The sequence below is a fragment of the Streptomyces sp. NPDC043853 genome (genome assembly GCF_056436025.1).
This window is the reverse complement of the sequence record NZ_JBWKDJ010000005.1, coordinates 583,721-595,325: the sequence shown is the minus strand read 5'-3', so window position 1 is coordinate 595,325 and position 11,605 is coordinate 583,721. Positions and strand designations below refer to the sequence as shown.

Annotated in this window: 12 protein-coding genes and 1 pseudogene; 3 read left to right on the top strand and 10 right to left on the bottom strand. The window is 73.2% G+C overall.

The window, feature by feature from the left end; all coding sequences use genetic code 11:
• Window positions 1–171 precede the first annotated feature (171 nt).
• Window positions 172–450 (bottom strand): annotated as a pseudogene (locus AC067U_RS17605) (transposase); the annotation flags it as partial.
• Between the two features lie 485 nt (window positions 451–935).
• On the opposite strand from AC067U_RS17605, the gene AC067U_RS17600 reads away from it, so the two are divergent.
• On the top strand, window positions 936–1,418 hold the full coding sequence (locus tag AC067U_RS17600) for a DedA family protein (protein ID WP_478830584.1): 483 nt from the start codon (window positions 936–938) through the stop codon (window positions 1,416–1,418).
• Between the two features lie 153 nt (window positions 1,419–1,571).
• Here the strand turns inward: AC067U_RS17600 and AC067U_RS17595 are convergent, their stop codons facing one another.
• Window positions 1,572–1,997 (bottom strand): hypothetical protein, encoded by a 426-nt coding sequence (locus AC067U_RS17595; protein WP_478830583.1) that lies wholly within the window; start codon window positions 1,995–1,997, stop codon window positions 1,572–1,574.
• Between AC067U_RS17595 and AC067U_RS17590 the strand changes: the two genes are divergently transcribed.
• Both AC067U_RS17590 and AC067U_RS17585 read left to right on the top strand, forming a co-directional pair.
• Window positions 1,996–4,143, top strand: coding sequence for a hypothetical protein (locus AC067U_RS17590; protein WP_478830582.1), 2,148 nt, complete (start codon window positions 1,996–1,998; stop codon window positions 4,141–4,143). The two genes, AC067U_RS17595 and AC067U_RS17590, sit on opposite strands and share 2 nt — an antisense overlap.
• A 171-nt stretch (window positions 4,144–4,314) precedes the next feature.
• Window positions 4,315–4,593 carry a hypothetical protein gene (locus AC067U_RS17585; protein WP_478830581.1) on the top strand — a complete coding sequence of 93 codons (279 nt, stop codon included), beginning with the start codon at window positions 4,315–4,317 and terminating at the stop codon, window positions 4,591–4,593.
• 22 nt (window positions 4,594–4,615) lie between these two features.
• Here the strand turns inward: AC067U_RS17585 and dacB are convergent, their stop codons facing one another.
• From dacB to AC067U_RS17545, 8 genes are all read right to left on the bottom strand, one after another.
• Window positions 4,616–6,289 (bottom strand): D-alanyl-D-alanine carboxypeptidase/D-alanyl-D-alanine endopeptidase, encoded by a 1,674-nt coding sequence (gene dacB, locus AC067U_RS17580; RefSeq protein ID WP_478830580.1) that lies wholly within the window; start codon window positions 6,287–6,289, stop codon window positions 4,616–4,618.
• 168 nt (window positions 6,290–6,457) lie between these two features.
• Window positions 6,458–7,471 carry a hypothetical protein gene (locus tag AC067U_RS17575; protein ID WP_478830579.1) on the bottom strand — a complete coding sequence of 338 codons (1,014 nt, stop codon included), beginning with the start codon at window positions 7,469–7,471 and terminating at the stop codon, window positions 6,458–6,460.
• A gap of 68 nt (window positions 7,472–7,539) precedes the next feature.
• Window positions 7,540–8,781, bottom strand: coding sequence for a GNAT family N-acetyltransferase (locus AC067U_RS17570; RefSeq protein WP_478830578.1), 1,242 nt, complete (start codon window positions 8,779–8,781; stop codon window positions 7,540–7,542).
• 32 nt (window positions 8,782–8,813) lie between these two features.
• The gene (locus AC067U_RS17565) at window positions 8,814–9,071 is read right to left on the bottom strand and encodes a hypothetical protein (protein WP_478830577.1); all 258 of its coding nucleotides are present in this window, start codon (window positions 9,069–9,071) and stop codon (window positions 8,814–8,816) included.
• The gene (locus AC067U_RS17560) at window positions 9,055–9,645 is read right to left on the bottom strand and encodes a GNAT family N-acetyltransferase (protein ID WP_478830576.1); all 591 of its coding nucleotides are present in this window, start codon (window positions 9,643–9,645) and stop codon (window positions 9,055–9,057) included. The genes AC067U_RS17565 and AC067U_RS17560 overlap by 17 nt, the downstream gene beginning before the upstream one ends.
• On the bottom strand, window positions 9,642–10,622 hold the full coding sequence (locus AC067U_RS17555; RefSeq protein WP_478830575.1) for a GNAT family N-acetyltransferase: 981 nt from the start codon (window positions 10,620–10,622) through the stop codon (window positions 9,642–9,644). The genes AC067U_RS17560 and AC067U_RS17555 overlap by 4 nt, the downstream gene beginning before the upstream one ends.
• Window positions 10,623–10,889: 267 nt before the next feature.
• Complete coding sequence (locus tag AC067U_RS17550; protein ID WP_478830574.1) at window positions 10,890–11,036, bottom strand: hypothetical protein; 147 nt, start codon at window positions 11,034–11,036, stop codon at window positions 10,890–10,892.
• A 12-nt stretch (window positions 11,037–11,048) separates the two neighbouring features.
• Window positions 11,049–11,576 (bottom strand): SgcJ/EcaC family oxidoreductase, encoded by a 528-nt coding sequence (locus tag AC067U_RS17545; RefSeq protein ID WP_478830573.1) that lies wholly within the window; start codon window positions 11,574–11,576, stop codon window positions 11,049–11,051.
• Between the last annotated feature and the right edge of the window lie 29 nt (window positions 11,577–11,605).

The following is an 11,605-nucleotide window of genomic DNA, read 5'->3' as shown; positions in this document are numbered from 1 at the left end:
CCCTGGACCAGTGCTACCGAACAGGGGTGCTTCCAGCAGTGGGCGCTCACTGCGCGCAAAGACCAGATGACCGGAAAAGCCCATGGAACCTCCTCATCGAATCCCAGCGCACCCTACGAGCTGTCACTGACACCACCGGTGCTGGCCGACTGTCGCTCCCGGCCGACCGGCTCACCGGATCAACCGGCGGTAGCCGATGAGGACTGCGGCTATGCCGACGAAGGCAAGGAAGTGTTCGGCCTTGCGCTCGTACCGCCGGTGGAGCCTGCGGCAGCCGGCCAGCCAGGACACGGTTCTCTCGACCACCCACCGATGCCGGCCCAGCCGCTGTGAGGACTCGACGCCCTTGCGGGCGATGCGGTGACGGATCCCCCGCCGGCGCAGATGGTCATAGTCGTAGCCCTTGTCCGCATGCAGCTTCTCCGGCCTCCGGCGCCGGGGTCCGCGGCGTGAGCGGATGGGCGTTGCAGGCGGCGATGACGTGCTGCTCGAACTCCGGCGAGGTCACCGATCTGAGGGGCTCCGCGCCTGAGCACGACGGGTGGCCCGCCTCGATCAGGTGGCCATCGCCGCCACCTGCGGCCCCGGCGACCCGCAACCTCGATGCCTGGAATCCACGGGTCCCGGCGGACTGGAGGAGGCCCCGTCATCGGCCGAGCGGATCCCCTGAGCGCGCCTGTCGTTCCACGGGTAGCCCACGGCTCTGTATCCGCCGCAAGCACGTTCGGTTAGGCTGACCTTGCCTGGCGTGCGAACCCGGGCGTGCAGTTCGGGTTCCGGTGCCCAGGTGGGAGCCCGAGGGCGGAGCAGGCAGAGGTGGGGCGTAGGTGAGAGGCGGTGATCGGGCTTGTGCACGTCGCGCGCCCGCTCGGGCGGGACGCCCATGCAGGTGACGGGGTACTCGGGTTCCGGCTCGGCGCCCGGGACGAGGCATCGTGGATAAGATCGCGCTCACGGCCGGAGCCCTGTACGTCATCGTCCTGCTCCGCGCCGGGGGGACGTTCGCCGTCGGGTGGCTCGCCGGCGCCGGTGCCCGGCGCAGCAGGTTCTCCGAGCGGATCTCCTCGGCGAAGTTCCTGCGCGCCGAGCGGGCGATCCAGCGGTGGGGCGCGCCGGTGGTTGCCATCTCGTTCCTGACCGTCGGTTTCCAGACCGCCGCCAACTTCCTCGCGGGCAGCATGCGCATGCCGTTGCCGCGCTACCTTCCCGCCCTTTTCTTGGGCGGAGCGGCCTGGGCGCTGATCTACGCGACCGCGGGGCTCGGCGTGCTCGAAGTACTGGCAAGGCTCTTCGCCGAGCGGACGGCCCTCGGGGTGTCCGCCATGGCCGTCCTCCTCCTCGCGCTGTGCGGGGTGGTGCTGTACCGCAGAAGAAGGGCGGCCCCGTCTTCCGGCAACGCCGTGGCCGAGGATTCCTGAGCTCGTCCTGCGAGGGCAGGTGCATCGTGCTCGGCGCGGCCGACAGCCGAGCGCCCGGCGGTCGGGAAACCTGCGTTCAGCCTCCGTACTCGCCGACTGCGACGACCTCGGGGTGGACCGCGGGGAGGCCCCAGGGCTCAAGAGCCCCCGAGATCAGGTCAGCCGTGAACTGAACCGCACCGGCCGTGTGGTCCACCAGTCTCCGCTGTGGGAGGCGACGGTCACCTTCCACTCATCCGGGCCCACGCCTGCCGTGGCCCAGAGGAAAGTGTCGCCGTGGAGTGAAGCACCCCAGATCATCAGACCGCCTGGGGCCGGGTACACGGGCAGGACGCCGCCGAGGCCATCGACATCGACGAGGTCGGCCACATCCTCCCGCTCCTCGACGCCGGCCTCGGCCCACGCCTCTTCCGCGCCGGGCGCCGGCGTACGAAAAGACGCGCAGTCACCGAAGAGCAGAGGCGGATACGGCTCCGCGAGCAGTTCGAAGTCCGCGGGTAGCGCCATCACACAGGCCGGAAGGCCGACCAGCCGCCGCTCAAAGCTGCTGTCGGTGGTGGATGGCACGATGCTTCGCATGGAAATCGCACACCCGCTCGATGGTCTGGACACCCACCCCTGGTCGTCCTTCTCACACGCGTACGGCAGCGCAGAGGACCTCCCCGAACTGCTCCAGGCTCTGGCCGGTGCTGACGCGGACGCGGCGGACGAGGCACTGTCCGAGCTGTACGGGAGCGTTCTCCACCAGGGAACGGTCTACGCCGCCAGCGCGCAGGTGGTGCCCTTCCTGGCCGCGATCGCAGCTGCCGGCCACCGCACGGCAGACGTATTGACGCTGCTCGGCGGCCTGGCCGAAAGCGAGGACGAGTACGGCATCGAACCGGGTGCGGTCCGAGCGGCAGTGGCAGACCGGCTCCCGCTGCTGCTGCCCCTGCTGGCCGCTCCTGATCCGGAAGTCCGCCGGGCCGCGGCATGGGCGGTGTCCCACACCCGCGCCACCGCGATCGCGCTCCCCGCCTTCCGCGCGCGCTGGGACGAGGAATCCGAACCCGCCGCACGTGCCGAGCTGCTGACCGGGATCGCCCGGCTCGACCCGCAGGCCGCAGCGGCGGCGGCCGCCGCCGTCCTGGAGCCGTCCCAGCCCGCCGAGGTACGCATGGCAGCCGTTTTCGCCCGCCTCGACGCCGGCGCTCCGTGGACCGAGGCCATGCACACCACGATGCTCTCCCTTCTGCCCGCGGACTCCCTGCGCTCCGACCTCGACCTCGAACGCGGCGAGCCACTGGCCGCCGTCGTCGAGGCCCTCCTGAGCCGGGGCCGACACACAGAGCGCAAGGTTGCCTTCGCCCTGATCGACGCAGCGCTGCACGACGACCGGGCCGAGGTGCGAGCCGAAGGCCTCCGGGCGGCCGACCGCGCCTGCATGCTCTCCCGCAGAGCCCCGCGGCGACTGGTGTGGAACTTGCGAGCAGCTGCCGTCGACGAGACGTCGGTGATCGACATGGCGTCCCTCCTCGGCCGCCTGGGCGGCGTCGCCGAACCGGCTGCGGACATCCTCGCCCCGCTCGCCGCACGAAACCCGGACCGAGAAGACGACCATGCGGACCGCGCCCTGGCCGCGCTCGTACGCGTCGCGCCCGCACAGGCGGTTCCCTTCCTGGCTGCGGCCCTCGGACGGCGTCCACGGGCCCTGGACGCAGCGGCCGGGCTCCGGAACCCGGCCGACCATGTCCTCCCCTTCGACGAGGGTCTCCTCAACGCTGTCCGCGACCGACTCTCTCGGCCCGAGGCCCTGAGGGGCAACGAACCGTGGCAGCTGGTGCAGCTGCTGGCCGGGTGGGGCGTCGGCGCGGCGCCGGCTTTGCCCGAACTCTGCGCGGCCCTTCCGCACCATGCAAGCCAGGCCGCTCGGGCCATCGCTTTCGTCGCCGCCGGCTGCGGCCCGCGCGAACGCGTCCGGGCCATCACCTCGCTGCGGGTGGCCGCAGAGCAGGGAGTCCTCCCCGCGGCGAAGGCCCTGTACGACCTCGATGGCGAGCTCGCGCCCTTGCTGCACTGCCTCGAACAGGAACTCCGGCGTGGTGCCGGTCAGGTCAGGGACGCCGCGGGCACCGCTGGAGCGCTCGGGCCCCGGGGAGCGGCCCTGGCGCCGACTTTGCGCGCGGCACTGACGGGCGCCGCCGGGACCACCACGCCGGCGCTGGACACGGACACGGCCATCGCCGAGGCTCTGTGGCGCATCACGGATGACACGGACGAGGCAGTCGCCGTTCTGGACTCCGTCTTCGCCCGCGCCGAACAGAACGAATGGACCCGGTGGTCGGTGGTGCGGGCCGCCCGCACGACAGCACTCCTCGGCCCGGCGGGACGCCCTCTCACCGCCCGATTGGAAGCCGCCCTCGACGACCCGGCGCAAGCGCCGGCCGCCGTGGTGGCCCTAGCGGCGGTAGCGGCGCCCGCAACCCTGGACCACACCGCACTCGCCGCAGCCGCATTGCGGTCCGCCGAATCGGACGCCGATCCCGCAGGGGCCTGCGAGGCTCTGGAAGCCCTCGGCGCCACCGCCATGACAGGCGACCACCTGCGCCGGCTCGCCGCCCTCGCCGACGGCGACGCCCGTGTCGTCCGCTCTGGCGTCGCCGACCGCATCATCTACCAGGACGAAGCCGTGCGAAAACATGCCCGGGCGCTCCTCACGGCCTTCACGGACGCTACGGCTCCCTGACTTGCCTGGCACCATCGGCCGCCGCAACATCCGAAACACACCACTCCTTCCGCAGTCATGAGCGCTGCGGTTGGCCGGACGGGCCAACCACAGCGCTCGGTCACACGAGCATGGGAGACGCCCGGGGCGGTTCGTTCGCACAGAAAATCGAACATGTGTTGCAATGGCCGGGTGACATCGTTGCGCTTTCCCGAGGACCTGATCGCCCTGCAAACCGCCTGGCTGCACACCTACGCCGAGCTGGCCCGGACGCCGGCCGCCTCCGGTACGACCGTGCTGCGGCGTCGGCTGATCGTCCTGTCCGGGCGTCTGTACACCCACCCCTACTGGGCCGGTCCGGCCGACTGGCGGACCCGGGGCGTCGAGCTGCGCCGTGCCGCACGCGGTCGTACGGAGCGGGCGGTGCGGGAGGCGGTGCCGGAGGGCGCGGACCCGAAGGAGGTGGCGTGACCGGGGCGCCCGGCAGGTCGCGTCAGGGCGACTCCTGGAGGTAGGCCGCGATCAGCGCGAGGTCGTTGGCGATGGCGAGGACGCCGGCCGGGTCGGTGGTCGGTGTGGATGCCCCGGTGACGCCCGCGTAGAAGGTGTCGAAGCGGTCGCCGCCCTTGTCCAGGTAACCGGCGATGGTGATGGCACCGACGGCCAGCCGGTCGTTGAGGGAGTCACCGCCGACGGCCGCGCCCGTCTTCGCGAACACCTTTCCGCGCGCCGGGCAGGTCCGGCAGTTCTCGGCCAGCAGACCGTCGACGCCCAGGACGGGCAGGGCCTCCCGGAAGCGCTTCGCGTCCGGGGTGCGCTGCCAGTAGGCCAGCATCTGCACCAGCGCCCGCGGCGTTGCCCGGTCGGCGGGGTTGCCGCCCCGGCCGTCCATGAGCTGCACCTGCTCGCGGTCGACGCCCGCCCGGTCCAGGAAACCGGCGAGCACCGGGAAGCCGTCCTCACACTGCCGGCTGCCGGTGGTGACGGCCATCAGGCAGATGCCCAGATTGGCGCCGAGGTTGTGGCTGACCTTCAGGATCAGCTTGGCGTACTGCTCGTACGGGGGCGAGGTGTACGCGGCCACCCTCGGCCGGCCGTCGTAGCCACGGGGCAGGCGGGTGACCGGGTTGGGGCCGGCGGGGGCGGCGGTGACCGTCACGCCGGCCCGGGCGAGCGCCTCGATCAGCGCGGTCCGGCCGAACGCGGCCGGGTCGGTGACGGGCGAGGTGCGCAGCAGCGGCCGGGCGTCGACCGCGATCGTGCCGGACAGCCGGATCCGGGTGCCACCGTCGGTGGCGGTCACCGTGATGTCCGTCGGCCGGCCGGCCCCGACGGTCCGCACGGTGGAGGTGACCCGGTACGGGGCGACCTTCGGCCGCCAGTCGAGCCGGGCGTCCGTGCCGGCGCGGTCTCCGGGCTTGGTCAGCAGGTCGATGAGGTTGTCGTTGACGATCAGCGGGGTGGGGGTGGGGTCGAGGACCGGGTCGGGGGCGAAGAGTCGGCTGTCGACGATCACGTCGCCCTCGACGCGGGTGATGCCGGACGCGCGGATCTGGCGGGCGAGGTCGTCGATCCCGGCGAGGGGGTTCTCCGGGGTGAGGGTCGCGCCGGGGAAGTCGTTTGCGTAGGTGTGGTCGAGGTCGGTGTAGGCGACGGTGCCGTCGGGACGCGTCCGGCCGCCGAGGGTGAGGTCGCCCTGGGCGACGAGGTCGAGGTCGCCGGTGAGCGTGGAGCCGTTGCGCTCCCCCACCGCGTAGACGGGGGTCACGAAGCGGTGGTCGCCGCCGAGGGTCCGCCAGGTGCCGGAGACGGCGAAGAGCTTGGCGGTGGACCCGGGGATGAAGAACTGGCCGGGGAACAGGCTGTGCAGCACGCGCCCGTCGGCCGGTTCGGTCTGCAGCAGCCCCCACTGCGCGTTCCGGTAGTCGGGTTTGCGCATGATCTCCGTGATGCGCGGATCGAGCCGTCCCGGATCGCCCACGCCGGACGGCAGGGGCCACGGTGAGGGGGAGGGGAAGGGGGAGGGGGAGGGGGAGGGGGGTGGCGATGGCGATGGCGGCTGGGCCGCGCCGGCCCAGCTCCCCGGGGCGAGCCCCACCAGCAGCAGGGCCGCGCAGCAGGCGGCCACGCGGCGCCGCAGCGCCGCGAAACGGATCGGAACTCCCACAGCGCGCTCCGTTCGTCGCGGCTGCCTGCTCCCGAAGGCCGAGGTCGGACACCTGTGAACAGCCTGGCACAGCCGGATGGGCCACGCATGTCACCCGAACGCCACCTCCCGGGGCGCGGAGTGACGGGCCGAGCGGGCGAGCCGGATCCTGCGACGTCGGGAGCGGCATCACTGCATGTGGGTCACCGGCCCGTGCTCGGGCGAGGTCGTGCAGCGGTAGACCTGGAGCGTGTAGCCGCGGCCGACGGTCACCTGGGTCGGATTGCCGGGCGAGGGATAGGGCGGGTCGGCGGGGCCGGGTGCGTCCTCGACGGGGCGCCAGCTGCCGAAGCCGTCCCATTCGCCGCTGTCGACGGTGAGGACCGGTTCGACGGGCGCGCCGCACCGGCACGTCAGCGGGAAGGGGTACGGGTCGGTGAAGGTCCACCAGGCCGGCCACCCCCCGGCCTTCCACCCCTGTGCCACGGACAGCTCGTACTGATAGCGGCTGCCCTGGTCGTCGCCGGCCTCGTCCACCCAGGCGTGGATGCGTTCGCGGAGCCCGTCGGGAAGGTCGTCGTACGCCGGGTACTCGACGACCCGCTCGGGGTGGAGCACGCAGGGCTCGGGGACATAGCCGTCCGAGGAGACCAGGGCGGGTCGCGGAGGGTCGGTGAGCACGTCCTCGACTTCGGCGGCGCGGCGCCAACGGATGTGCACCGCGGGGGCGTGGTCGTCGCCGTGGTCGAAGGGGCACCACAGGACCTGGAGCAGATCCGTGCCGTCCGGACAGAACAGGTCGGGGATGTCGCGGGCGTGGAGCTGCGCCACGGGGATCAGCGGCGTGGGCCCGTGGGGCACCTCGCCCGGGTGGCGACCGTCGTGGACACGCCGGACGGTCTGGCGTTCCTCGGGCGTCAGGAAGTCCGTGCCCGGCTCGTGCGGCCGCGCCCAGCCCGCGGTCAGGATCCGGCGCACGGTGTGCACGTCCTCCAGCGCGACCGGCCTGTACGCCTCGTGCCGGTCCTCGCACACCGGCCACGGCTCGTCCGCCGGCCACAGCAGCGGCCCGCCGACGGAGCTGTCCCCGACACCCGGGGAACCCGGGCGCGGATGCAGGCGGGTCGCCGTGCGGGCCAGAGCGGCCAACTCCGGGAAGTACCGCGTGATGTCCAGCGGCCGGGGCGGTGTCGTACGGGTCATGGGCCGTATGTAAGCACGCGCCACCGACAGCCGGTGCCGGTGCGGGAACGGTCGCGGAGCTCCCTGTCTCAGTACCGGTCCAGGCGGTGCGCGTACGGCAGGGGCAGGGCGGGGGTCCCGCCTCCGGGGAACCAGGCGGTGCACAGCTCCCGATGGGCCGGTGGGACACCCGTGCCGGACGGCGTGTCGTGCAGCGCGAAGGCGTCCGTGGCCGACCAGTGGCCGAGCAGCAGGCGGACGAGCACCGTGTCGTCCGCGAGCAGTTCCCCGCTGCGGAGGGCGTCGAGCGCCGCCCGGTACGCGGGCTCGGCGCGGGGCCGCCCGTCGGCGCGCCGGCCCTCGGCGCGCCGGAGGAGTTCGGGCGCGAGCCTGCGCACCAGGCCGTCCCGGTTCAGGACCGCGGCCATCATTCCGCCGGAAACCGGGAACCGCTGCTCGTACGTGCAGCCCATCGCGCGGGCCGCGAGTCCGGCCGCACTGTCCGGGGGCTCGCTCACGCGGAACTCGGCGAGGCGTGCCCGCCAGCACAGCCGGGCCACCGCGGCGAGCAGTCGGCGTGCCGCGCCGGTGTCTTCGGCGGTCAGCTCGTCCACGGTCACCGACCCCACCGGATCCCCGAAGGGGCGGCCGCGCAGCACGGCGTACCCGGTGAGCCCGTCACCGGTGGTCGTGACGAGCGTCTGCGAGCCCGGGCGCCAGGTGGTGGTGGGGACGAGGCGGTCCCAGTCGGCCGGGCGGTCGTGCGTCCAGGGCCGTCCGGCGTGGACGCGGTTGTAGAGGCGGACCATGGCGGGCAGGTCGGTCGCCGCCACGCCGTCCCGGACACCGGCGACGGAGCCTGAGGCGGCGCCGGCTGCGGCTGCGGCCGCTCCGGGATCTCTTCCCGTGGCTCGTTCCACGGCGCGGACGGAAACGGTCAACTGCCCTTCGCCGACGGCGTTGACGAAGCCGAACCGCTCGTAGACGCCTTCGATGCCGTCGGACACGAACGCGACGTCCACCCTGTGCCGCATCCCGCGCAGCGCCTCCCGCAGGAGCCGGCCCATATGGCCCTGGCGGCGGAACCGTGGCTGCGTCTCCACCCCGCCGATGCCTTCCGCCGCCACGGCCACCGAGCCGAACCGCTGCCGGAAGGACAGCACTTCCAGCTCGGCGACCGGCTCGCCGGCCGGCGTCCGCAGACGACACCGCCGCATCGGCATCCCCCGCACCACCCCGCCGGCTTCCTCGACGTACTCGACGCGCTCGGCGTGCTCGGCGTGCTCGGCGTGCTCTGCGTGCTCTGCGTGCTCTGCGTGCTCTGCGTCCACCGGTATCCGGCCTCCTCAGCGCCGCCCTCGGGTCACACCCAGGTGTAGTTGTCGTCCGTGACCGCGTCCAGGGCGGCGTCGCCGACGGTGGCGCGGGGCTCGGGCAGCGCGGCCAGGGCAGAGCCGATGGGCGGGAAGAGCGGGAGATCACCGGTCTTGCGGTAGTCGACCCACTCGATGACGCCGACCTCGTGGCTGCCGTCAGGCAGTTCGTCCAGCTCCTCTCGGGCGAGGGTGTGGACCTTGATGCGGGAGAACGGGCTCGCCCGCTTCTCAGGAAGGGTCGTCATGTCCACACGTGTCACCGCCTCCGGACGGGTGCTGTCGATGGTCCTCGGCCCGGAGGCGGAAGACCACGCTCCGGCGCAGGGGGCCTGCGGGCACGGTCGGGTCGTCGAAGTCCTCGGCCGGGTCGCGGGTCATACCGAGGCGCTCCATCACCGCCCGGGAGCGGAGGTTGCCCACCGCGGTCACCGCGAGGATCTCCGGCAGGCCGAGGTGTTCGAAGCCATGGGCGAGTACGGCCCGGGCGGCCTCGGTGGCATGGCCGTGCCCCCAGGCCGTACGGGCCAACCGCCAGCCTGCCTCGACGCCCGTGAACGGCATGCCGTCGTCCACGGGATCGAGGCCCGCGAAGCCGATGAACTCGCCGGTGGCCCTGACTTCCAGCGCCCACCATCCCCAGCCCCGCCGGTCGAGATCGGCCTGGAAGCGGGCCGCCGACGCCTCGCTCTGCTCCCGCGTGAGCACCTCGGGGAAGTACGCCCGGACCTCCGGGTCGGCGTTCATCGCCGCCCACGGGTCGAGGTCGGATTCCCGCCACGCGCGGAGGAGGAGGCGTTCGGTCCGCAGTTCGGCCGTCATGCCTGCCCCGCCCCGTGACCGCTGTCACCACCGGTGAGGGGGCGGACGAACTCCAGGCGGGCCGCGAAGTTCTCGTAGCCCGCCCGGGCGAAGGCCTTGGCCATCGCCGGGTTGGCCGCGTCGCAGTCCCCCCGGATTTCGGTGGCTCCGTTCGCGGCCAGCACGCGGGTGCCGCGTACGACGACGGAGGTGGCGTAGCCCTTGCCGCGGTGGGCGGGGGCGACGCCGACGAAACCGATCACGGGCACGCTCGGGTTCTCCGCGGGCAGGCTGATCACCGCCGGGGTGCCGTCCGCATCGAAGCCGATCTCCCACCACTCGGGGTCGTGCTTCAGCCCGGCCGTCTCCTCGAAGAGCAGCTCGGCCGCGCGCCGCGCACCGTGCTGTCGTACGTCGGCGGTGAGGCGGGCGTCCGCCGTGTCGGTGAGGAGCTCCTCCAGCAGGGCGACGAACGGGGCGGGGCCGAGGTCGGCGAGCGTACGGAAGGTGAGGCGGGGGTCGTCCGCGGGGAGCGCCGCGAGGGTTTCGGTGGTGATCCGGATGCCGAACCGACGGCCGTCGCGGATCGGCCGGAAGCCGGCCTGGCGCAGCAGCTCGTACCGGTGCTCGGGGTCCCGCTGGAACTGCGGGGCCTGGGCCGGGGAGTCGACGACGTGCTCCAGTTCGTCCGCGCCGAGCTCCTCGGCCTTGGCGGCCGCCGCGCCGAGCAGCGCGGTCCCGGTGCCCGGTGAGTCCGCGGGGGCCTCGAAGAGGACGACGGCGAGCGGGACCGCGTGCCCGGGTATCGTCCACAGCACCGCGCTGCCGACGGGCCGGCCGTCGGGTCCCTCGGCGACCAGACACCACTCGGGGCGGGTGCAGCCGCTCTCCAGGAGCTGGGCGAGGTACGCGCGGGTCGCGGCGTTCCGCTCGGCGTCGCCGGGATGCTCGACCAGTGCGGGGAGTTCATCGGGGCGGGCGGTGCGTACGGATGTCACGTGGAGCCTTGTCTGTGGGGGAACGGGAGGTGTCGGCCGGTGATTCAGGCGATCTGACGGCCGGGCGGTCGGGCGGGCGGTGCGGTGCCGGCCCGCCGACCTCAGGGGTCCGCTGGTCGCGGTACCGGCGGCGGGGCGGCGGGTTGGCGGGGGCGGATCACGCGGAACTCACTCGCGCCCAGGCTGACCCGGTGAAGGGTGAGGTGAGACTTCATCAGGGACTTTGGTAGTCCATGACGGTGGGCGCGTGCCACTGGATTTGCGGCGTCAGGCGCGGGCGAGGGCGGCCAGGAGGCAGTTGCCAGTGCCCGAGACGACCGTGGGGCGGGTTCGGCGGCGGAGTGCGGTGAGGGCGGTGGTGACCACCTCGGCCGGGGGCCGGACCAGGGCGGTGGGACGGTCGCGGGTGGGCATGCCCGGTGCCCCTCAGCTCGGGGCGGGACGGGCGGCGGGACGTGTGGCGGGCTGGACGCGGAAGGAGAGCTCCTCCATCAGCCGCTTGTGCCGCGTCTTCTGGACGGCGGCGATGCGCCATGCGCCGTCGGTCCCGCGGACCAGCGTGTACGTGGCGAGCTTGCCGAGCGGGCCCGCGGCCTCAGGGGTTTTCGCCCTGCCCTTGCGTACGTCGCCGCGGGTGACGGCCACCGCGGTGTCCGGGCCGAGGAAGCGCAGGTCGGTGATCTCGACGATCAGCCGGGTGTTCTTGAGGAGGCCGTCGAACAGGGCCTGGTGGGCGCGGCCGATCTCGTCGGCGCCGCGGTAGACGGTGCCGGCGTAGGTGACGTCGGTGGCGTCCGCGGTGAACTGTTCGCCGTACGCGGCGCCGTCGCCGTCCGCCCAGGCCGCACAGCCGCGTTCCAGCAGGGCTCGGACGGCTGCGGTGTCGGCCGGGCGGTTCCCGGATGCGGCTTCGGGTGCGGCCTCGGGTGCGCTCTCGGGCGCGGTCCCGGTCATGGTGGGCTCCTCCGTACGGCTCCGGTGCT